Source organism: Ruegeria sp. D3 (assembly GCF_056534465.1).
The window spans coordinates 97,961-120,249 of the sequence record NZ_JBQFPK010000009.1 but is presented as its reverse complement, the minus strand read 5'-3'; the positions used below and the strand labels follow the sequence as shown (position 1 = coordinate 120,249).

Annotated in this window: 20 protein-coding genes; 12 read left to right on the top strand and 8 right to left on the bottom strand. The window is 57.9% G+C overall.

Annotated features, from left to right (window positions below; translation table 11 throughout):
- Positions 1 to 30 precede the first annotated feature (30 nt).
- Positions 31 to 1,254 (bottom strand): argininosuccinate synthase, encoded by a 1,224-nt coding sequence (locus ACR0DX_RS14430; protein WP_170355630.1) that lies wholly within the window; start codon positions 1,252 to 1,254, stop codon positions 31 to 33.
- A gap of 177 nt (positions 1,255 to 1,431) precedes the next feature.
- Here ACR0DX_RS14430 and ACR0DX_RS14425 point away from each other — a divergent pair, with 177 nt between their 5' ends.
- From ACR0DX_RS14425 to ACR0DX_RS14415, 3 genes are all read left to right on the top strand, one after another.
- Positions 1,432 to 2,157, top strand: coding sequence for a hypothetical protein (locus ACR0DX_RS14425; protein ID WP_480846516.1), 726 nt, complete (start codon positions 1,432 to 1,434; stop codon positions 2,155 to 2,157).
- Between the two features lie 58 nt (positions 2,158 to 2,215).
- The gene (gene ilvA / locus ACR0DX_RS14420) at positions 2,216 to 3,442 is read left to right on the top strand and encodes a threonine ammonia-lyase IlvA (RefSeq protein WP_170355632.1); all 1,227 of its coding nucleotides are present in this window, start codon (positions 2,216 to 2,218) and stop codon (positions 3,440 to 3,442) included.
- Positions 3,443 to 3,523: 81 nt separating this feature from the next.
- A complete protein-coding gene (locus ACR0DX_RS14415) occupies positions 3,524 to 4,402 on the top strand; it encodes a hypothetical protein (RefSeq protein ID WP_170355633.1) in 879 nt (292 codons plus the stop codon).
- Between the two features lie 2 nt (positions 4,403 to 4,404).
- Here ACR0DX_RS14415 and ACR0DX_RS14410 read toward each other — a convergent pair whose 3' ends face one another.
- Positions 4,405 to 4,731 (bottom strand): Hpt domain-containing protein, encoded by a 327-nt coding sequence (locus ACR0DX_RS14410; RefSeq protein WP_170355634.1) that lies wholly within the window; start codon positions 4,729 to 4,731, stop codon positions 4,405 to 4,407.
- Between the two features lie 154 nt (positions 4,732 to 4,885).
- Between ACR0DX_RS14410 and ACR0DX_RS14405 the strand changes: the two genes are divergently transcribed.
- Positions 4,886 to 6,157 (top strand): SpoIIE family protein phosphatase, encoded by a 1,272-nt coding sequence (locus tag ACR0DX_RS14405; protein ID WP_170355635.1) that lies wholly within the window; start codon positions 4,886 to 4,888, stop codon positions 6,155 to 6,157.
- Here ACR0DX_RS14405 and ACR0DX_RS14400 read toward each other — a convergent pair.
- The gene (locus ACR0DX_RS14400) at positions 6,154 to 6,597 is read right to left on the bottom strand and encodes an NUDIX hydrolase (protein ID WP_170355636.1); all 444 of its coding nucleotides are present in this window, start codon (positions 6,595 to 6,597) and stop codon (positions 6,154 to 6,156) included. The two genes, ACR0DX_RS14405 and ACR0DX_RS14400, sit on opposite strands and share 4 nt — an antisense overlap.
- Positions 6,598 to 6,673: 76 nt before the next feature.
- On the opposite strand from ACR0DX_RS14400, the gene hslO reads away from it, so the two are divergent.
- The 8 genes from hslO (at position 6,674) to ACR0DX_RS14360 (ending at position 15,908) form a co-directional block, all read left to right on the top strand.
- Positions 6,674 to 7,651 (top strand): Hsp33 family molecular chaperone HslO, encoded by a 978-nt coding sequence (gene hslO, locus ACR0DX_RS14395; protein ID WP_170355637.1) that lies wholly within the window; start codon positions 6,674 to 6,676, stop codon positions 7,649 to 7,651.
- Positions 7,641 to 8,240, top strand: coding sequence for a CoA pyrophosphatase (locus ACR0DX_RS14390; RefSeq protein WP_170355638.1), 600 nt, complete (start codon positions 7,641 to 7,643; stop codon positions 8,238 to 8,240). Before hslO ends, ACR0DX_RS14390 begins: the two co-directional genes overlap by 11 nt.
- Positions 8,237 to 9,391 carry a CCA tRNA nucleotidyltransferase gene (locus tag ACR0DX_RS14385; RefSeq protein ID WP_170355639.1) on the top strand — a complete coding sequence of 385 codons (1,155 nt, stop codon included), beginning with the start codon at positions 8,237 to 8,239 and terminating at the stop codon, positions 9,389 to 9,391. The genes ACR0DX_RS14390 and ACR0DX_RS14385 overlap by 4 nt, the downstream gene beginning before the upstream one ends.
- Positions 9,392 to 9,582: 191 nt before the next feature.
- Positions 9,583 to 11,421, top strand: coding sequence for an ABC transporter ATP-binding protein (locus ACR0DX_RS14380; protein ID WP_170355640.1), 1,839 nt, complete (start codon positions 9,583 to 9,585; stop codon positions 11,419 to 11,421).
- Positions 11,418 to 13,250: an ABC transporter ATP-binding protein gene (locus ACR0DX_RS14375; protein WP_170355641.1), complete on the top strand. Its 1,833-nt coding sequence runs from the start codon at positions 11,418 to 11,420 to the stop codon at positions 13,248 to 13,250. Before ACR0DX_RS14380 ends, ACR0DX_RS14375 begins: the two co-directional genes overlap by 4 nt.
- A gap of 48 nt (positions 13,251 to 13,298) precedes the next feature.
- Positions 13,299 to 14,522: a class I SAM-dependent RNA methyltransferase gene (locus ACR0DX_RS14370; RefSeq protein WP_170355642.1), complete on the top strand. Its 1,224-nt coding sequence runs from the start codon at positions 13,299 to 13,301 to the stop codon at positions 14,520 to 14,522.
- 20 nt (positions 14,523 to 14,542) lie between these two features.
- Positions 14,543 to 15,328: an ion transporter gene (locus ACR0DX_RS14365; RefSeq protein ID WP_170355643.1), complete on the top strand. Its 786-nt coding sequence runs from the start codon at positions 14,543 to 14,545 to the stop codon at positions 15,326 to 15,328.
- Between the two features lie 61 nt (positions 15,329 to 15,389).
- Entirely contained in the window at positions 15,390 to 15,908 is a 519-nt protein-coding gene (locus ACR0DX_RS14360; RefSeq protein ID WP_170355644.1) for a L,D-transpeptidase family protein, read from the top strand.
- On the opposite strand, the gene ACR0DX_RS14355 is transcribed toward ACR0DX_RS14360, so the two are convergent.
- The 5 genes from ACR0DX_RS14355 to galE form a co-directional block, all read right to left on the bottom strand.
- Complete coding sequence (locus tag ACR0DX_RS14355; protein WP_480846510.1) at positions 15,892 to 17,337, bottom strand: nodulation protein NodH; 1,446 nt, start codon at positions 17,335 to 17,337, stop codon at positions 15,892 to 15,894. The genes ACR0DX_RS14360 and ACR0DX_RS14355 overlap by 17 nt on opposite strands.
- A gap of 6 nt (positions 17,338 to 17,343) precedes the next feature.
- Complete coding sequence (locus ACR0DX_RS14350) at positions 17,344 to 19,044, bottom strand: DUF5927 domain-containing protein (RefSeq protein ID WP_170355646.1); 1,701 nt, start codon at positions 19,042 to 19,044, stop codon at positions 17,344 to 17,346.
- On the bottom strand, positions 19,041 to 20,027 hold the full coding sequence (locus ACR0DX_RS14345) for a glycosyltransferase family 2 protein (protein WP_170355742.1): 987 nt from the start codon (positions 20,025 to 20,027) through the stop codon (positions 19,041 to 19,043). The genes ACR0DX_RS14350 and ACR0DX_RS14345 overlap by 4 nt, the downstream gene beginning before the upstream one ends.
- Before the next feature lie 136 nt (positions 20,028 to 20,163).
- The gene (locus tag ACR0DX_RS14340; RefSeq protein ID WP_480846507.1) at positions 20,164 to 21,231 is read right to left on the bottom strand and encodes a glycosyltransferase family 2 protein; all 1,068 of its coding nucleotides are present in this window, start codon (positions 21,229 to 21,231) and stop codon (positions 20,164 to 20,166) included.
- Between the two features lie 7 nt (positions 21,232 to 21,238).
- Positions 21,239 to 22,222, bottom strand: a complete 984-nt coding sequence (gene galE / locus ACR0DX_RS14335; RefSeq protein WP_480846505.1) for a UDP-glucose 4-epimerase GalE — start codon at positions 22,220 to 22,222, stop codon at positions 21,239 to 21,241.
- Positions 22,223 to 22,289 lie beyond the last annotated feature (67 nt).

The window sequence follows — 22,289 nt, the reverse complement described above, 5'->3', positions numbered from 1 at the left end:
CCTATTCAACCTTTTGGTGCAGCGTTGCCGCTATTTCAGGCGCTTGTCGCGTGCGGCCAGCAGTTTCAATCGCAGCGCGTTCAGCTGGATAAAGCCCGCCGCGTCTGTCTGATCATAGGCACCGGCATCTTCCTCAAACGTCACATGCGCTTCGGAATACAGCGAGTGATCCGACCAGCGGCCAACGGTCGAGGCCAGACCCTTGTACAGTTTCACGCGGACGGTGCCGGTGACATGTTCTTGCGATTTGTCGATGGCCGCTTGCAGCATCTCACGCTCGGGCGAGTACCAGAAGCCATTATAGATCAGCTCGGCATATTGCGGCATCAGCTGGTCCTTCAGGTGCATCGCGCCGCGGTCCATGGTGATGGATTCAATGCCACGGTGGGCCTCCAGCAGGATGGTGCCGCCGGGAGTTTCATAGATACCGCGCGACTTCATACCAACGAAGCGGCCTTCGACCAGGTCCAGACGGCCAATGCCGTGCTTGCCGCCATATTCGTTCAGCTTGGTCAGGATGGTTGCGGGGCTCATCGCCTCGCCATTGATGCTGACCGCGTCGCCTTTTTCAAAGCCGATTTCGATGAATTCCGGCTCGTTTGGGGCGTCCTCGGGGTGGACGGTGCGCTGGTACACATAGTCCGGCGCCATGTCGGCGGGGTCTTCCAGAACCTTGCCCTCGGACGAGGTGTGCAGCAGGTTCGCATCGACCGAGAACGGAGCCTCGCCGCGTTTGTCCTTGGCGATCGGAATTTGATGCGCTTCGGCCCATTCGATCAGACGGGTACGGCTGGTCAGATCCCATTCGCGCCAGGGCGCAATGACCTTGATATCGGGGTTCAGCGCATAGGCGGCCAGTTCGAACCGCACCTGATCGTTGCCTTTGCCGGTCGCGCCATGCGCCACGGCATCGGCCCCGGTCGCTGCCGCAATCTCAACCAGGCGCTTCGAGATCAGAGGCCGCGCAATCGACGTGCCCAGTAGATACAGCCCTTCGTATTGCGCATTGGCGCGGAACATGGGGAAGACGAAGTCGCGAACGAACTCTTCACGGATGTCTTCGATATAGATGTTCTCGGGCTTGATCCCCAGCAGCTCGGCCTTTTGGCGGGCGGGTTCCAGTTCCTCTCCCTGACCCAGATCGGCGGTGAAGGTAACGACCTCACAGCCATACTCGGTCTGCAACCATTTCAGAATGATCGAGGTATCAAGGCCACCGGAATAGGCCAGAACAACTTTCTTGGGCGCGGACATCTGACTTCCCTTTATGCGTAGAACGACTGGCCCCTAGCGGGTTTTGAAAGCGGGGGCAAGTTATCTGCGTTGACGGGCTGCCTGATTTCGGGTGAAACATTCGCATATAAAACACAAAATGGTTGAAAGGGCAGTTTTCGGATGTTGGGTTGGAAGATTTTTGTGCACTCGGTGCGGATGGTTTTTGGAAATTTTAAGCAAGCGCTTCAGATCACGCTGGGTCCGTCATTGATTGCAACGGCGCTGACGATTGCCCTGTTTTTTCTAATCGACATCCCGTGGGACCAGTTGGACGCCAGTACCGGGGCGTTTCCTTCGACCGCAGCCAATGGTTCGTTTGCGATTTTGGTGGTCTGTGTTGCAATCATCTTTGTGCTGACGATGTTCTGGATCGCCGTGTCCTGGCACCGTTTTATCCTGCTGACCGAATATCCCAGCGGGATATTCCCGGCATTCCGGTTCGATAGAATCCTCGCCTACCTTGGGCGCATTCTATTGCTTGGACTTCTGATGGGGGTCGCGTTTCTGCCGATGAGTGTCCTTCTGTTGGCAACCGGCGGTGGCGCGTTTTCAGCCGCTGTAATGGTCGTATATGCCATCTTTCTGATAGTCGCTTTCTACCGCCTGTCCGTTATCCTGCCAGCCGCAGCGCTTGGTGAGCCGTTAAGCCTTTCGAACGCATGGGGTAGTACCTCAAGTGCAGGCGGAGCGATTATTGTGCTTTTGGTCGTGAACGCCCTGTTCCAATTTTTGGTACAGATGGTCTTTACGCTGCTGGCCATTATTCCGATCTTGGGGATTCTGCTAACGCTGCTATTCTCAATGCTGGTATTGCCGCTGATCAACGTCAGTATTCTTACAACCATGTATGGCGTCTTCATCGAAAAACGCGAACTCGATTGACGCCCGTACACATATGTATTCCTTGCTCTTTTAGTCAGGATCGGCCACTGAACGGGTCATGAGTGATTTCATGACCCGCGCCCGCGCCGCCGAACAGGCGATGCGCTCTGTTTTCCCGGCAACGCCGCTACAGCGCAATGCCCATCTGTCTGACCGATATGGCGCGGATATCTGGCTGAAACGCGAAGACCTCAGCCCGGTGCGCTCGTATAAAATTCGCGGAGCGTTCAACGCCATGCGCAAACAGCAGGGACAAGATCTGTTCGTCTGCGCCAGCGCGGGCAATCACGCACAGGGCGTGGCGTTCATGTGTAAACACTTGAACGTGCGCGGCGTGATCTTCATGCCAGTGACGACGCCGCAGCAAAAAATCCAGAAAACCCGCATTTTCGGCGGCGACAATATCGAAATCCACCTGACCGGCGACTATTTCGACGACACTCTGGCCGCAGCGCAGGCCTGGTGCGCCGATCAGGGTGGCCATTTCTTGTCGCCGTTCGACGATGAGGATGTGATCGAAGGTCAGGCTTCACTGGCCGTTGAGATCGAGGAGCAGTTGGGCCATCTGCCTGATCATATGATCCTGCCGGTTGGCGGGGGTGGTATGTCCTCGGGCGTGGCGACGTGGTTCGGGGATCGCACTCATTGCCTGTTTGTTGAACCTAAAGGCGGGGCCTGCCTGCATGCGGCGATGGCGGCGGGGCATCCGGTGGCGCTGGATCATGTGGACAATTTCGTCGATGGGGCGGCGGTGGGCAAGATCGGCGCGAAACCCTTTGCGCTGCTCAAGGATCGTCACCTGTCCGACGTGCATGTCCTGTCCGAGGACCGCATCTGCACCACCATGATCGAGATGTTGAATGTCGAGGGCATCGTGCTGGAACCCGCCGGTGCGCTGGCGATCGAGGCGCTGGGCGATATCCAAAGTTTTATCCGCGGCAAGACTGTGGTCTGTGTGACATCCGGTGGGAATTTCGATTTCGAACGCCTGCCCGAGGTTAAGGAACGGGCGCAGCGCTATTCGGGTGTGAAAAAGTATTTCATCCTGCGCTTGCCGCAGCGCCCCGGCGCGTTGAAGGAATTTCTGAGTATCCTTGGCCCCGAGGATGACATCGCCCGGTTTGAATACATGAAAAAATCGGCGCGCAATTTCGGTTCGGTCCTGATCGGGATCGAAACCCGCAAGCCCGAGAATTTCGCCCGCTTGTTTGCGCATTTGGACGAAGCCGGATTCACCTATACCGACATCACCGAAGACGAAACGCTTGCACAGTTCGTGATCTGACGGCGCATTTGTCGACCGACTTGTTTGCACTTGGAAATTCGCCTAGGCACGAGCGAGCGAACAAGACTGGAAAGTGCACAGATGAAGCCGCTTGCAGCAGTGACCATGGTATGGCGCGACTATTGGTATCTTGAGAAATGGGTCGCCTACTACTCGGCCCAGCTTGGGCCCGAGAACGTCTATATTCTGTCGCACGGAGCTGATCCTGAAATCGATCGGATCGGCGAGGGCTGCAATGTGATTGCGATTTTGCGCGATGGTTTGCACCAAACGTTTGAATATGCCCGCTGGCGAATGCTGTCGGATTTTTCAGCCATGCTGACTCAGTTCTACAGCCGAGTGATTGTTTCGGATTGTGATGAAGTGCTGCTGACCGCCGATGGATCGGGTTTGCTAGACTATGAATTCGCATTTGATGAAAACACCGCTGGCGCTGTCGGATTCAATTTGGTCACTTTGCAGGACGATGATGAAGATTTGTTGTTCAAAGGCGAAAAGTTCAGCCTTTTCGAGGTTCCCTATTCGAAACCGTGTATCGTCCAGCGCCGGGCCGTTTTTGGAACGGGCGGGCATGGTGTGACAAATGACACGTTCCGTCTTCTGCCGGGTCTGCTCAACCTGCACTTTCACTATGGAAACCTGCAAGAGTTGCATCGACGCCAAGAGGAAAGATCGCCGCTTGTGGACCAATCCATGGCGGACGGCGTCAAGATCGCCAGCACACCAGGGCAATCGGTTGGTATCGTGGGCTGGCGTCGGCGCTCACGCCGTTTCCGTCGTCTGGTAAAAGAGCTTGCACGCACACAGGAATTGCCGATGGAAGAATGTGTCGAACTGAGCCGAAAAGAGGCCACCCGAACGCTAAAGACAATGGCCGACGGATATTTCACCCACGACCGGGCGCTTGAGGTAACTTTGCGGAAGTTCCGTTTTCCCGAGGGCTTTCCGATCAATCTGTAAGGCTACGAGATCTTCCCCAGATCGGACTTGAATTCCGCAGCTGATGCCTCAAACACCTGAACGATACTATCGAGGTCTACAGACTTGCTGTTCCCCTGTGCGGAATGCCTTTCACCGTCTTGGCACAGCTTTGCCAATGATTGGAATCCCAGGCTGAGTGCGCTGCCTTTCAGAAAATGCAGGTTTTGGTCAAAACTTACCCGATGGGTGTCGGTGCGAAGGCGGCCAATTACCTCTTGTACTTCATCAAGAAAAATATTCACCACTTCGTCAAACTCGCTTGCGCCGACCTCATCCCTAAGCTGTTTGACTCTGGCCCAGTCGATCATGCCGCAAGCTCCGCAATAACTGTTGTCTGCTTGCTTAGCCCGCCCGAGGTAAACGTTGGGTTAAGCGGGTTCAGTATTGCCTTTCACCGGTTGTTAAACCGCTGCGCTATAGGTTGAGCAGAATTAGGTAGTCGACCCATCGCAGAGGACTCACGTGGCAGAGGTCAGTCGCAAAGACATCAGGTCAGAGCTGGATTTTGGAGCGATCCAAAAGGTGCTTGTCGTTGATGACAGCCGCCTGCAACGACGCATTCTTGTGGCGTCTCTGAAGAAATGGGGGTTCGAAGTCTTCGAGGCCGACAATGGTGAAGTGGCCATCGAGATCTGCGCAAACACACCGCCTGATCTGGTGCTCAGCGACTGGGTCATGCCGGGGATGAGTGGGTTGGAATTTTGTCGGGCCTTCCGCGCGTTGGACTGCGACCAGTACAGCTATTTCATTCTGCTGACATCAAAAAGCGAAAAGCAGGAAGTGGCGCGGGGTCTGGATGCGGGGGCCGACGACTTCCTGATCAAACCGCTTGAGGCGGATGAACTGCGCGCGCGCATTTCGGCGGGCGCCCGAATTCTGGATATGCAGCGTGAATTGTCCGAGAAAAACCGTATGATCGAAACCGCGCTGGAAGAGTTGCGCGTGGCGCATGACGCCATCGACAAGGATCTGATGCAGGCGCGCAAGATTCAGGAATCTCTGGTGCCGGAACTAACCAGAGAATTCGGCAAGTCGCGGGTCAGTTTGTTGTTGAAACCTTGCGGGCATATCGGCGGCGACCTGGTCGGTATGTTTTCGCCCGGCGTGAACCGGCTGGGATTTTACAGCATTGATGTCTCGGGCCACGGTATAACCTCGGCCATGATGACGGCGCGGTTGGGGGGGTATCTGTCCAGCAACCACTTTGATCAGAACGTTGCGATGGAAAAGCGATTTGACAAATTCTATGCGCTGCTGCCGCCGGAACAGGTGGCCGAGATGTTGAATTCTCGACTAATGGCGGATGCGGGTGTCGAAGAATATTTCACGATGGTTTACGCGATTGTCGATTTGCGCAACGGGCATCTTAAGATGGTTCAGGCCGGTCATCCCCATCCGCTAATGCTGCGGGCCGACGGAACCACCGAGTTTCTGGGCGAAGGCGGCTTGCCAATCGGCCTGCTGCCGGATGTCAAATTCCAGCGCACTGAGACCTATATGCAGCCGGGCGACAAACTGCTTCTGTATTCTGATGGCTTTACCGAATGTAGTATTGCTGATGGCGGTTTGCTTGAGGAAGAGGGGTTGCGGGACCTGGCGCTGAACTGCGTGCCCGAGCGATGTGGGACAGAGTTTCTGGATGATATGTTCTGGCGACTGACACAGAAGATGGTGCCCAACACCGGAATGGACGACGATGTGTCGGCAGTTTTCTTTGAATACAGCGGAACCTAAAGGCCCTGTAAATGTAGCTTGGCGAAGTGACGGTCGCCCGCATTGCCCAACATCTGCGCAGCGTCCAAGCAGTCCATCCATAACGCCTCGTGAAACGGCTCGGTCGGGGGGCCGATGCGGCGCACGGGTCGAGCGCGGTAGATCAGGCAGATTTTCTCGGCCCACAGGTCGTATTCGGGCATGAAGGTAAAGCGCCGAAACGCGCCCATGCGACGCGGCGCGGCGATCAGCCAGCCGGTTTCCTCGTACACTTCGCGATGCAGGGCGGTGATCGGTGATTCGCCCGGATCAATACCGCCTCCGGGCAGTTGCAGATCGGGGCCGGGCTGCAACTGGCAGGTCAGCAACAGGCTGCCGCCGCGCGGTAACAAAGCATAAACTCCGACACGTCTGATGTATTTCTGCCCCGATTGCGGGGTTTCACCGAACCGTCTGATCATGTATGGCCCCTTACAACCCGAAAACTTCGACCTATATGCTGGCGGTATGCCAATCTGTGGCGTGTAAGGAAACCCCATGTCTCTTGGAACCAAAATCGCGTGGGACGACACCGTCCTGCCCTTTCAACTTGATCTGTCGGATATGCGCGGCCGCGTCGCGCGGCTGGACGGAGTGCTGGACGGCATCCTGAAACAGCATGATTACCCCGAAAAGGTCGAGGCTCTGGTGGCCGAGATGGCCCTGCTGACCGCGCTGATCGGCCAGACCGTTGCTCTGCGCTGGAAACTGTCGCTTCAGGTGCAGTCCAAGGGCGCGGTGCGCATGATAGCCACTGATTACTATGCCCCCACGCAAGAGGGCGAACCGGCCCGCATCCGTGCCTATGCCAGTTTCGACCGAGATAAGCTGACCGATGCCGCCCCCTTTGATCAGGTGGGTGAGGGGTATTTTGCCATCCTCATCGACCAGGGTGAGGGCACGCAGCCGTATCAGGGCATCACCCCGCTGGCGGGCGGTTCGCTTAGTGCTTGTGCCGAGGCGTACTTCGCGCAATCCGAACAGTTGCCGACGCGGTTCTCGCTCAGCTTTGGCAAATCGACTGAGCCGGGCGTCGGTGAACACTGGCGCGCGGGTGGGATCATGTTGCAGCACATGCCCAAAGCCTCGCCCTTTGCCGCATCGGGTGAAGGCAGCGGTGAGATTCTGACGGCCAATGATCTGGTCGACGGCGACGAAGGTGAAAACTGGGGCCGCGTGAACATCCTGCTGGATACGGTCGAGGATCTCGAGCTGATCGGCCCCTCGATCGCGCCCACCGACCTGCTGATCCGCCTGTTTCACGAGGAACAGCCGCGTGTCTATGACGCGCAGCCAGTGCAATTCGGCTGCACCTGTTCCGAGGATCGCGTGCGTCAAAGCCTGTCGATCTACTCGGCGCGAGACATTGAAAAGATGACCACGCCCGAAGGTGACGTGACCGCAGATTGCCAGTTCTGCGGTGCGCATTACGTGCTGGATCCGGCCTCTGTCGGTTTTGATGCGGATGAGGCCTGATCCCACCGAACAGCTGCGGGCGGCGCTGCGCCGCCCCGGCCCGGGGTCCAGCGATTTCGACCTGAACCCCGACACGGTGCTGCCCGAGGGGCGCAAACTGCGTCCGGCCGGTGTGCTGGTTCCGATCTCGATCGCAAGCTATGAGCCGCGCCTGATCCTGACGAAACGGTCCTCGGCGCTGAAACATCATCCGGGCCAGATCGCCTTTCCCGGCGGCAAACAAGACGAAGGCGACGCGGATGTGACCGCCGCCGCCCTGCGTGAGGCGCAGGAGGAAATCGGCCTGCCCAGCTATGTGCCGCAGGTTTTGGGCCATCTGCCGCCGCACGAAACCGTCACCGCGTTCACTGTGACGCCGGTTGTGGCAATCCTGCGGGACCCGTTCCCGATCACCCCCGAGCCGGGCGAGGTTGACGAGGTATTCTCGGTTCCTCTGACACATGTGCTTGATCCGGCGAATTATGTTGTTGAATCGCGCCGCTGGGGTGGCCACAAACGGTATTATTATGCAGTGCCGTTCGGTCCTTATTATATCTGGGGCGCGACGGCCCGGATGTTGCGGGGATTGGCCGCGCGGATGAACGAATGACACAAATCTCGGACGGTTGGGTCGCGGACCCAGCAACCCAAAAATTGTGCGCAGCCCTGACGGATGCCGGGGCGCAGGCGCTTTTTGTAGGTGGTTGCGTGCGCAATGCGCTGTTGAAGGCACCGGTTTCGGATATCGACATCGCAACGGATGCGCGCCCCGAACGGGTGATGGAGCTTACACAGGCCGCGGGCCTCAAGGCCATTCCCACCGGGATCGAACATGGCACTGTTACCGTGGTCAGCCACGGCGTCCCGCATGAGATCACCACCTTTCGCCGTGATGTAGAGACAGACGGTCGCCGCGCCGTTGTAGCCTTTGCCGACACAATCGAAGAAGACGCGGCACGGCGTGACTTCACCATGAACGCGCTATACGCCCGGCCCGATGGCACCGTTTTGGACCCGCTTAACGGCTTGCCGGACCTGCATGCGCGGCGGGTGCGCTTCATCGGCACCGCTGAAAACCGCATTCGCGAGGACTACCTGCGCTCGCTGCGCTTTTTCCGGTTTCATGCATGGTACGGCGATATGGAAGCGGGTTTCGACGCGGATGCACTGGCCGCGATTGCTGCCAATCTGGACGGGTTGTCCGGCTTGTCCCGCGAACGAGTCGGGGCCGAGATGTTGAAGTTGCTTGGCGCGCCTGACCCTGCGCCTTCGGTCGCGGCGATGCGGCAGGCGGGGGTGTTGGTGCAGGTGCTGCCGGGGGCCGAGGATCGCGCGCTTGCCCCGTTGGTCGCGTTGGAAGAACAGGCCGGGGCCGCGCCTGACCCGATCCGCCGCCTGGCTTCCATAGCAACACCCGAGATCGCCAAAACCCTGCGTCTAAGCAAGGCGCAGCTGCAACGCCTGACCCGGATGCGCGATGAGGCAATGGCCACCACCAGCATTGCCGAGCTGGGCTTTCGCTATGGCGAAGAGGGCGGGATGCACGAAACCCTGCTGCGTTGCGCCTTGCTGGAACAGCCTTGGTCCGAGGCGATGCGCCAAGACCTGCGCGCCGGGGCGGCCGCCGATTTCCCCGTTCAGGCTACCGATCTGATCCCCGATTTCACCGGTCCCGCGCTGGGCAAGAAGCTGGCCGAGCTTGAGGCCCGCTGGATCGCATCCGGCTTTGCCCTGACCCGAAGTGATCTGCTGGGCGGGTAGGCGAGGTCTCAAAAAGGGATGACAAGTCGAAAGGTTTGTGATTACGTGCGGCTGTCACATGAATGGAGGGATGCGAATGTATTACGGGATCTGGTTCGGCTAAAGCCGGAACACTTTGACCCGTAGGGGTGGTGTTCTGGCGCCATCTGTCTTCGCATGACCTGTTATCTGCTCAATCTGGAGCATCCTCCATGTTTCGCTATTTCGAAAACCTTGTTGACCCTTTTGTCGCCTATCAGGAAACCAACACACCACCCACGCGGCTGTGGCCGTTCATGTTGGAATACACGCGACCGTTTTATCGGCTGTTCTTTTGGGCTGCGCTGATCTCGATCATCGTGGCCGGTGTCGAAGTCGGGCTGATCTACTATATGGGCCGCGTTGTTGACCTGCTGTCCGGGTCCCCGGCCGAAGTTTGGCAGGCCCACGGCACCGAGTTGATCCTGATGGCCGCCTTCGTGTTGCTGCTGCGCCCGCTGCTGCACGTGGTGGACGTACTTTTGCTAAACAACGCGATTTTGCCCAATATAGGCACTATTTTTCGTTGGCGCGCGCATAAGCATGTGCTGCGTCAATCTGTGGGCTGGTTCGAGAATGATTTCGCGGGCCGGATCGCCAACCGCATAATGCAAACGCCCCCGGCTGCGGGTGAGGCGGTGTTTCAGGTATTTGACGCAATCTCGTTCTCGCTGGCCTATCTGGTGGGTGCTGCGATCCTGTTGATGGCAGCTGATCCGCGTTTGCTTTTGCCGTTGCTGATCTGGTTTGCGCTCTACGCGATACTCGTACGCTGGACGGTGGCGCGTGTTGGCCCTGCGTCGCAGGCGGCCTCTGATGCGCGCTCGGCTGTTACAGGGCGAGTTGTGGACAGCTATACCAACATCCATTCGGTCAAGATGTTTGCCCATGACGCGCAGGAACTCGACTATGCCCGCGAAGCCATCGAGGAAACCCGCCGCACCTTCCAGATCGAGATGCGGATTTTCACCATCATGGATGCGGTTTTGGTCACGTTGAACGGGCTGCTGATCGTGGGCGTTGTCGGTTGGGCGATTGCGCTGTGGATGCAGGGCAGTGCCTCGGTTGGGGTGGTAGCGGCGGCGACCGCTTTAACCCTGCGGTTGAATGCGATGACTGGCTGGATCATGTGGGCGCTGACCAGTTTCTTTCGCCAGCTTGGCGTCGTGGCCGAGGGGATGGAGACTATTGCTCAACCCATCGATCTGCTGGATGCGCCGGGTGCTCAACCCTTGCAGCTAAGCAACGGTCAGATCGACATCCGGGATCTGTCGCATCACTACGGGCGCAAAACCGGGGGACTGGACCACATCAACCTGACGATCCAGCCGGGCGAAAAGATCGGCCTCATCGGGCGGTCCGGCGCTGGAAAATCGACCCTAGTTAAGCTGCTTTTGCGGTTTTATGACGTCGAACAAGGGGCGATCCTAATTGACAGTCAGAACATCGCGCAAATCACGCAGGACAGTTTGCGCAGCCATATCGGCATGGTGCAACAGGACAGCGCGTTACTGCATCGCTCGGTCCGGGACAATATCCTTTATGGCCGTCCCGACGCGACCGAAGAGCAGATGATCGCCGCCGCCAAACAGGCCGAAGCGCATGAGTTCATCCTGGATCTGCAAGACCCTCAGGGGCGCACCGGCTATGACGCGCATGTGGGTGAACGCGGTGTAAAACTGTCGGGTGGGCAACGGCAGCGGGTGACGCTGGCACGGGTCATTCTGAAAAACGCGCCGATTTTGCTGTTGGATGAGGCGACCTCTGCCCTAGATTCCGAGGTCGAAGCTTCAATCCAGGAAACGCTTTACGGCATGATGCAGGGAAAAACCGTGATCGCCATCGCCCACCGGCTCAGCACCATTGCTCAGATGGACCGCATTCTGGTCATGGATGGCGGCAGGATCGTCGAACAGGGTGGTCATGCTGAACTGCTGGCCAATGGCGGGCTTTACGCGCAGTTCTGGGCGCGGCAATCTGGTGGCTTTCTGAACCCCGAGGCTGCGGAATGAAGCTTGCCGACCTGATCAACCCGTTCAAAAACACCGAAACGCCCCCGCCGCAAACGCTGGGGGCGTTCATTCGCTGGTGCCTGTCGGGCGCTTGGCCGATGATCTTTGTAGCCGCGGCCTTCTCAGCCACCGCCGGCGCGATGGAAGCGGGCACGGCGTGGATGCTGGGTCTTGTGATCGACCTGACTGCGGAAACCGGGCCCGAGGGCATTCTGAGCGGCCCCGCGCTGTGGACGATCTTAGGGGTGGCGGCGTTTTTCATGCTGCTGCGTCCGGTGTTTTTCGGGCTGTCGGCCTTTTCGAACAACTACATCGTCATGCCCAACATTCCGCCGCTGGTTCTGGCCAAGCTGAACCGCTGGACTCTGGGTCAGTCTGTGACCTATTTCGACGACGATTTCGCAGGCCGGATCGCGCAGAAACAGATGCAGACCTCGAACGCGTTGGCCTCTGTCGTGTCGGAAACGATTAGTGCGATTGTGTTTGCGCTTGCCTCGCTTGTGGGCTCTTTGCTTTTGTTAGGGTCTATTCATCCACTGGTGATCCTTCCTTTTGCCGCTTGGCTGGTGGTCTATTTCCTGCTGATCCGCTGGTATCTGCCGCGCATCCGCGTGCGGTCGGCGGCACGGGCCGGGGCGCGGGCGATGGTGTCGGGGCAGGTGGTCGACACGATAACCAATATCAAAACCGTGAAGCTCTTTGCCCATTCCGCTTTCGAGGATCAGGCCGCACGAAACGCGATGGTCGATCTGCGGGAAAAGATGCTGGCCTTCGGCAAGCTGTCGGCCAGTTTCCGGCTGATCCTGATGGTTCTGGCCGGGGTTCTTCCGGTTCTGCTGTTGGGCGCCACGCTGATGCTGTGGCGCAATGGGATCGCGACAGCAGGGGATATTGTGGCGGCGGGCGCGGTATCGATACGCATATCGCAAATGACCGGCTGGGTCAGTTTCACTCTGATGGGCCTTTATGCCAATGTGGGTGAGGTCGAGAACGGCATGAACACTCTGGCCAAGCGCGACCGGGTCGAGGATGCGCGGGACGCGACCGCCCTGCGCGTGCCCGAGGGCCGGATCGCCTTTGACCATGTCAGCTTTGCTTATGGCCGAGATGTGGGCGGTGTGTCGGATGTGGATATGACCGTTCACGCGGGCGAGAAACTGGGCATTGTCGGCGCATCCGGCGCGGGTAAATCAACCTTGGTTTCGCTTCTACTCAGGCTCTATGATGGGGAAAAAGGCGCGATTTCGATTGATGGGCAGGATATCAGTCAGGTCACTCAGGACAGCCTGCGCAGTCAAATCGGCATGGTCACGCAGGAAACTGCGATGTTTAACCGATCCGCGCGCGAGAATATTCTGTACGGCCGCCCGGACGCGTCCGAGGAGGATATGATCGCAGCCGCTCAAAAAGCCGAAGCGCATGAGTTCATCCTGTCGCTACAGGACGCCCATGGCCGCGCAGGATATGACGCGCATCTGGGTGAGCGGGGGGTGAAATTGTCGGGGGGGCAACGACAAAGGATCGCTCTGGCACGCGCCATTCTGAAGGACGCGCCGATTCTGGTGCTGGATGAGGCGACGTCGGCATTGGATTCCGAGGTCGAGGCGTCGATTCAAACCGCGTTGCACCGGGTGATGCAAGGCAAGACCGTGCTGGCAATCGCGCACCGCCTGTCCACGCTCAGTGAGATGGATCGGATCGTGGTTCTGGATCAGGGCCGGATCGTGGAAACCGGCACCCATGAGGCCCTGTTAGAGCAAGGCGGTCTGTATGCCCGGTTCTGGCATCGCCAGTCCGGTGGGTTCATTCAGGCAGAGGCGGCAGAATAAGGGTCCAAAGGGCTTTTGTTGCGCGCAAAGCCCCGGTATCAGGCCCCCATGACGCAGCAATTCACCATAATCCGCCTTGGTCATCAGGGCGATGGCATCGCCGATGGCCCTGTCTATGCCCCGCGTACCCTTCCGGGTGAGGTGGTTAGCGGCACGGTGGACGGTCAGTTTTTGCAAGATATCCGGGTCGAAACCCCCTCGGACCAGCGTGTTAAGGCGCCGTGCCGCCACTACAAGGCGTGCGGCGGGTGTCAGCTGCAGCACGCGTCAGACGATTTTGTCGCTGGGTGGAAAGTGGATGTGGTGCGCAACGCGCTGGCCGCGCAGGGGCTCGATGCCCCGTTGCGGCCCATTCACACCTCGCCCGAGCGGTCACGTCGTCGCGCCACCATCGCCGTGCGACGGACGAAAAAGGGCACACTTGCGGGATTCCATGGGCGCGCGTCTGATACCATCACCGAGATACCTGATTGTCACCTGCTGGATCCGGACCTGATCGCTGCGATCCCCGTGGCTGAGGCGCTGGCCCTGTTGGGCGGCAGCCGCAAGGGTGTGCTGGCTGTCACTCTGACCCTGTCCGAGGGAGGGCTGGAAGTGGCCGTCAAAGGCGGCAAGCCATTGGACGGCCCGCTGGAGCTGGCCCTGGCGCAAGCGACCGAGAAACACGGCCTCGCCCGCCTCAGCTGGGACGGTGAAGTCATCGCCATGCGCCAGCCTCCGGTTCAACACTTCGGCAAGGCGGCTGTCGTACCGCCCCCGGGCGCGTTCCTGCAGGCCACGAAAGACGGAGAACAGGCTCTGTTACAGGCTGTTTCGCAGGCCACGCAGGGGGCAAAGCGGATCGTTGATTTATTTGCGGGCAGCGGAACCTTCTCTCTGCCGCTGGCCGAAACCGCCGAAGTGCATGCCGTTGAAGGCGAGGCCGCGATGACCGAGGCGCTGGATCAGGGCTGGCGGCGGGCGCAGGGCCTCAAGAAAGTCACGACCGAGGCGCGCGACCTGTTCCGCCGCCCTTTGATGCCCGATGAGCTGAAATCCTATGACGCCGTGGTCATCGACCCGCCCCGCGCCGGGGCCGAAGCGCAAACGGCTGAGCTGGCGCAGGCCAAACGTCCGGTGATTGCCTATGTTTCGTGCAACCCGGTGACTTTTGCCCGCGACGCAAAGACGCTGGTTAACGCGGGATACACCCTTGAATGGGTACAGGTGGTTGACCAATTTCGATGGTCGTCCCACACCGAACTTGCCGCTCGGTTCACCCTGAACCCCTAACCGCACAGGAGACCATCCCAATGGGGATCACTCAGCGCCTGCTGACCATCATCGAAGCCCCATGGTTTGGGAAATTCATCACCGGGGTCATCCTGTTCAATGCGGTGCTTTTAGGGATGGAGACCTCACCCACGCTGATGGAGGCCGCGGGCCCCCTGATCGTAACTCTGGATAAACTGTGTCTTGCGATCTTTGTGGCTGAGATCGCGATGAAGCTGGTCGCAACGGGCCGCAGGTTTTTTACAAGCGGCTGGAATATCTTCGATTTCATCATCGTGGGCATCGCTCTTGTCCCGAGTGCGGGTGCCCTTTCGGTGCTGCGGGCACTGCGAATTCTGCGGGTGTTGCGGGTAATATCCGTTGCGCCGCGCCTGCGCCGAGTGGTGGAAGGCTTCATCTCGGCGTTGCCGGGCATGGCCAGTGTGTTCCTACTGATGGCGATCCTGTTCTATATCGGGGCCGTGATCTCGACCAAACTGTTTTCCTACAGCTTTCCCGAGTGGTTCGGTGATCTGGGTCTGTCGGCCTACACGTTGTTCCAGATCATGACGCTGGAAAGCTGGTCGATGGGTATCGTCCGCCCGGTGATGGAGGTGTACCCCTATGCCTGGTTGTTCTTTGTGCCCTTCATCATGGTCACGACATTCGCCGTGGTGAACCTGCTGGTCGGTCTGATCGTGAATTCGATGCAGGATGCCCACCATGCTGAGGATGAGGTTAAAACCGACGCCTACCGCGATGAGGTTCTGGAGCGGCTGGAAAGCATCGAGCGCCGTTTAATTGAGCACTCGGACATCAAAAAGTGATTTCAGTTTTTGCCGATTCTGGCATAATCCTTGAAAAAAACAGAGCAGCAGGCAGTGAAACATGGATCGTCGAGCATTTGGAATGGGTGCTGTAGCAACGCTGGGCCTTTCGGCCTGCGCGTCGGCCAGCCCAAGGTTTCTGACCTATGACGGGCCCGAGGTCACCTCATTAGTGATCAACAAGGGTGCACGTAGACTTTATCTTCTTCATAACGAACATGTCCTGAAGGAATACAAGGTCGACCTTGGCTTTGCTCCGCGGGGCACCAAGACCCAGCGCGGTGACGGACGCACGCCGGAAGGCACGTATCTGATTGATCGCCGCAATCCCAACAGCCGTTATCACCTGTCGTTGGGTATTTCCTATCCCAACTCGCAGGATGTGGCTAAGGCCAAGGCGGCCGGTGTTGATCCGGGCGGAGACATCTTTATCCACGGCCAACCCAACAAGCGGGCCGAGCGTAAACGGGCAAAGAAAACAGAAGACTGGACGGCGGGTTGCATCGCGGTCACTAACGATGAGATCGAAGAGATCTATGCGATGGTGAACCGCGGCACGACTATCACGTTGCGCCCGTAGCCGGTTTCCATCCTCCGAACCCGAATTGCATATAGTCGCGCTGGTAGGCGTCCTCTGCCAGCGTTTCGAGTGTTTCGTCGTAAATCTCGGCCAATGTGAATGGCGCGTCATCGGGGGCTGTATCCGGCATGGGTGGGGCATCATGACCCATCTCTCGCACCAGATCAGGAAGCGCTTTGGTCATTTCATCTTCGCGTAAGATCAGATCGGGCAGAGCGAACGACGCCATCCCCTCAAGGACTTGTGCCTGACTGCACCAGACGCCATCCACTCGAACAGGGGTCTGCCCGGCGAGGTTTTGGCGCAGAAACACCAGAAACGCGCTGAACGCTTCATGGTGTTGATCCAGTGAATAGGTTTCAGCGCGCACCTGTCCCGGGATCGGGATTTTGAACCGGTTGCGCAGTATGTTGCGTATCTTCAGATAGGCGCCAGGTTCGGTACTGAGGATGTACCTGCAAAACACCGAATGTGCGCGGGCCAAAGGATGGCGCACAACGGTGAACTTACGATGCCCTTTGTTGGACTGAAGCCAGTGCCGGGTTTGCTTGCGGTTCTGGTTCGTCAACAGATTCTCGGGCGACACCCCGTCGAGTTTGGCCAACCACGCCTTAACCCGATCCTCGACACCTCCGCGAACTGGCAAATACATCACTGGCGTGTTCGGTGCTGCAACGTAATTGGCGACCGCCGGACCTCGTCGAGGTTCAAAATTGGGTGTGCGATGCAGATTGAAATAGTCCAGCCCGTGCAGGGATTGCTCGGTCTCGTAAGGGTTGGTGACTTTGGCCAGAGGCGGCTCGGGGTTTTGCGGCTTGAGCGTGTCGTCGATCCGGGACAAGCGACTTTCCACACCTAACCACTTGGCCAGACCTTTCAGTGTTTCAAGACGATGCAGGTCATCATACGAGATGTAGAAGGCTGTTTGGCCGCTTGCCTGCAAATGGTGCAGCAAAAACAGCTGAAAATCCTGCTGCTGGTCCAAGTAGTCCCTAAAGCTGTGAGGGTCGAATTCAACCTGAGCTTCGCGCCGGCGTTTTACGTTCTTTAACTGCCATTGCTTGGTTTCCCGCGCTATCTGCAGGGAAATGAAACTGTCCAACGGATTGCGCGTCAGGATGATCTTGGCGCAACGGGGATCGCTCAAAACAGGCTCTAACACACGGGAATCATGCCCTTGGAAAAAACGAAACCCATTCATTTCGCCGGGTGCAATCCTGATTGCTTCCAGCAGGCGTGACGGGTCGGCGTCCCGTTCGTCCAACGAAATGTCCAAAATCGTGTCCGATTTAACGCGTCCGATGAAATGGGGATTGAACGCCTCGCCATGGCTTGTGACACCATCCAGTGCGTTCAGGTTCGCCTCGAGCAGGTTGGAGCCAGTGCGCATGGCGGCAAGGATGACAAAATAGTCGAAACGGGGCTGCATAAGTGGTCACTGCACCAGATAGGGTTTGTGATAGGGTCTTGTCCGTTTGCCGAACACATCATCGGCAGGAAAATCGCCCATCAGGTAAGGGTGCATTCCTTGGTTTTTTAGGTTCTGCAGAAACTGTCCAAAGCCGCTCAGGTCGACCATCGTCGGCGCGGTTGTCAGGTGGGCTTGGGTCTGCATTCCAATTTCGTCTGCCACAGTTTGCAGGGGTTCCATGGGGGATTCGACGAATTCAGCCAGTGACCACGTTCGTACCCGCGCTTTGGTCCAGACCGAGTTCAAAACTTCGAGCTGCTTGGTTTCGATCTGCTGAAGGCGCGCGGCCTCGGCCCGGATATCCGAAAAATTCATATTTGACCGAAACAGAGATATGGCCCACGCCCCGGTCACGACCGAAATCTGAGCATTTTTGTCGCGCGCCAGAAACCAATTAAGCGACTGCGTGTCGCGAGGCCCGTATTGAAAACACTGCCGCTCGCCGCGCGTGTTCCAGATCAGATTAGACAGGAAGGCGGTTGGGTTATAATCCCGCAAAGTCGCGCAGTCGCTGAGTGCGCCATTCGAGATCGTCTCACCCCCCGAAAACTGGGCACGTTCCGGGGCAAAGAGATGACCATGGACGCGTGCACCAGTCGTATCCGTAAGCCAGCTTTCAAAATCGTCGAACAGTTCCGTAAAGCCCTGAAACACTGAGTAGGGAAAACACGTCAGACCGTTCTCGCTGCCATGCCGGGGAAAGCGGCTTTGCATGTACAAGCCATCCCGCCCGCGCGTGCGACGCTCGACCGCTTTGGAAAACACTCGGTCGATCTTGCCGGGGTTCGGCTCAGCCGGAGTGACCGCGCTGCTCTGCTTGGTCAGAAAGGTCTGATACAAGCGGTCGGCATTGCACCAAATCTTGCGGGCAACAAAACAATCGGACCGCCGTAAAAGCTGTAAATGGTCGTCGTAGAATATATGCGGACGACCTTGGAAATCGAACTTGGACAAGGTCAGTGACCGGCTTTCGATATGTGTGGAATACAACCGGGCAAGTGTTTGGAAATAGCTTTCGTCCGGAATCCACACCCGCCGGAAATAGCGATCATACACCTTGCGTTTGGGGTCTTGCAGAATTGCGGACAGGGTCTGGCGTGTCAGACACCACCATTGGCTACCCATATGCGGAACCAGCCCCTCGGGTATGCTGCGACGCATTCCCAGTGCACGTTGCAATTTAACATAGGCATCAAACAGTTTGCGATGCCTGCGCCATGAAAACGGAAATCGCAGCGTAAAGCGTTCCTGATCCAGGCCACCAATTGTCCAGCTTACGTCTGCCGTGGTTGCGCTTTCGATGAAATCCACTCTGGGGCGTTGCGCCAGGTACTCGATCAGTTCAGGTACTGGTCGCAAAGGTAGGCAAGCGCCCGAGGACAGGTAAACATGGTGAACGTCTGGGAACGCGTCCAGCATCAGTTCGGCCCCTGCCTGCGACGCCTCAACAAGGCCCCAACTGCCCCACGGGCATTTGTGACGTCTGGAGAACCGGATAAGTGGATTGTCATCGCAAGAGGCCACAAAATCCGAAAAGACCTGATCTGACACGTTCTGATCCACGTGGATCACGACGGGGCATCCCGACGCCGTCCAATGCCGCGCAACCTGCTCGGCCCGGTGCAGAGCCGTGTGTACCAGCATGACGACGCCCAGATTGCTCATGCCCAGTTTCCTTTGGACATAAGGCCCAGAATCTCAAGCTGTCGCCAATTGATGTACTTCTCGGACCACGTGCACCAAAAGACGGGCTGCTCGTCCAGGCCTTGCGCATAAGCCTGATATTCCCCGGATTTGCGATAATGCTGGCGACGGCCCATTTCTTCGCGGGCTTTTTCGCCCAGCGTATTGATCAGTTTGGCGTGCAGCAGCGCGCCGCTGGTCTTTTCGCCGCCCCATTCGTCATAGACCTGGTTCAACCCTCGTGGCAGCAACGAATGAGTCGAGCTGACATAAGCATAGCGACGATCCCATTTAACCAGCGGGATTTTGTTAAGCGCTGGTGCCTTTGACGGGGTGTCGCGAAAGAATACCCGTGCCCGCGGCCCACCTTGTATCCACAGATTTCCGTATTCCGGGTTCCGGGTGATCATGTAATTGCCGGAATCGAACCAACGAGCGATTTCAAACGGATCCTGCCCTTCGGTGTAAACCTGTGCATCGACCGGGCCACGCGGGTACATATCCAGCAGCATCGTGCCAAAGCTGCGAACGGCGCATCCGTCCAGCCAATCTGTCAGTGCCCGCAGCGGCCGCGTGTCGCAAAACGGGTAGATAAAAAACTCATCCGGGTCCACGGTCAGAACCCAGTGCCCATGGGCATATTTGCGCAGAAGGTAGTTCGACCAATCTATCCCGAAGGTCGCGCGCCGATAGCTGGCGTTTGTATGCCAGACCGAAACATCCGGCTGCGCGGCCAGGAACTCGGCCGTACCATCGTCACTGTCATTGTCCACGAAAAGAAAATGGTTAACACCCAGCTTACGATAATATTCCAGAAAATAAGGAAGGCGGATTTTTTCATTCCGCACCACGCTCATCAGCAGGCTGTCGCGGCGTTTGATCTTGCCAGTGTTGTTCGAGACGGTCGAAAGCTCGCGTCGTTTTCGAACGCAGCGCAAAATACGGCGCTTGCGCCGCAGTCTCATTCGGTAAGAATCCAACAGGCTCACGTGACCGCCCAACCTTTTGATTTACGCGAGCATCCCCGGGGCCTGGATGTGCCAGAGTGGTGCCAGGTGATTGTCGAGTTATGCCATTTTTTCATGTTTCAAAGCAATGCATTTACAAGTCGTTAGCCCCAGTGGCGGTTTCCCACTCAATTGGACCCATCAGTTTGGCTTGCCGCAGCGCCTTCCAACCCGTGTAGCGTGCGGATTGAGAGGTCCAGAGAGTCGGTCGATCGGCTATCCCGTCATAGTAGTCACCAAATTGATCTGGATCGTGGAAATGCTGTCGGCGGGTTTTTTCGGATTGCGATTTTTCGACGATCTCCGGCAGGAATTTCGTATGCAGCAATACCCCGGATGGGGTTTGGTTATTCGGCCCGGTGTAGGTGGCATTCAGGTCTCGGGGTAATGCGGAATGGCAAGAGTTTACAAAGGCATACCGCCGCGACCAACGTATTAGTGGAATCTTGTTCAGGGTTGGAGATCGGTCCGGCCTATCTGAAAAGAACATGCGCTCCCGCACACCGCCCTGCACCCAGAGATTACCTAAAGGCGATTGCCTTCGTGATCTGTAAGGCGCCGGATCGAACCAGCTCAGCAGGTCGGTTGGGTCGGTTTCAGAGTTATAAGGTTCGGCACCCAGCGGACCTTTGGGGTACAGGTCCAGCATCAAAGCACCAAAAGCGCGTTGTCCCCTTGCGTCCAGCCATGCGGTCAGGTCGTGCAAGGTCCGGGTGTCGTAGTCAGGATAGACAAGCAGTTCATCGGCATCCACCATCAAGGTCCAGTGCCCGTGACCATAGCGCATCTGCAACCATGTCAGCCAATCCAAGCCGAAGCGTGACGCACGATAGCTGGCCTGGGTTTGCCACAGTGAAACATCCGGTTGGTCGCGCAGCAGCTCGACCGAGCCGTCATCGCTGCCATTGTCCACGATCAGAAAGTGGTCAACACCCAGCGCGCGATAATGGCGCAGGAACCAGGGCAGACGGGTGATTTCGTTGCGCAGAGTGGTAAACGCCAAAATGGTGTCTTGTCCGATCCCTGCGGTCCGGTTTGCCAGGGCCGTCAGGTCGTGGCGACTGCGAAAGGATCGCCACAGCAGTCGCCTCCGTTTCAGCCGCAACCGATACTTCTGCGTCCAACTGATGGGCGGAAGGTTATCGGGCGCGGAATCGGTCACCAAAAGCTCATTTCTCGTAATTGCCGTTCTGGTGCCAACGCCAGGCGTCGCCAATCATAGTCTCTAACGTTGATCTTTCCGGCGACCAACCCAGTTCCTCCCCGGCCCGGACGGACCCTGAAACCAGTTTGGTGCAGTCTCCAGCCCGGCGTGGGCCGATTGAATAGGGCACCTCGCGGTTGGTGACGGCTTTGGAATGGCCGATCACCTCCATCACCGAAAAGCCCGAGCCGGTGCCCAGATTGAACACCCGGCTGCCCTTGCCCTGTTCCAGCCAATTCAGCCCCAGCACATGGGCATCCACCAGATCGCAAACATGCACATAGTCGCGGATACATGTCCCGTCGGGCGTATCATAATCGGTGCCGAACACAGTCAGCCCGTCGCGCTTGCCGTCAATGGCATCCAGCATCAAAGGGATCAGGTGAGTCTCAGGGCGGTGGAATTCGCCCACTTCGCCCTCGGGGTCTGCGCCCGCCACGTTGAAATAGCGGAAAATCACGTGGTTCAGTCCATGCGCTGCTTCGAAATCCCTCAGAATATCCTCGATCGCGCGTTTTGAGGCCCCATAAGCGTTCAGCGGCAATTGCGCGGTGTCTTCATCCAGCACCACATTGTCATGCTCGCCGTAGGTCGCGCAGGTCGATGAGAGCACAAAGTTCCGGCAACCCCCGGCGACCGTGGCTTCGATCAGGTTTAGCGAGCCGGTGACGTTGTTGGTCCAGTATTTACCAGGCTCGGACATCGCCTCACCCACCTGGCTGAGGGCGGCGAAATGCATCACGGCGGCGGGTTGGTACTTGGCAAAAACCTCATCCAACCGGGCGCGGTCTAGCAGGTCGCCCTGTTCGAACGGGCCGAATTTCACCGCGTCCTGCCAGCCGGTGATCAGGTTGTCATAGGTCACAGGTGTATAGCCTGCCTGCGCCAGCGCCTTGCAGGCATGCGATCCAATATATCCGGCCCCGCCGGTGACAAGAATATGCGTCAATTCAGTATCCAGTTTTCGAAACCGGGCGTGTTTAGTTCCTGTTGGATAAACACGCCAGCGTCAGTTT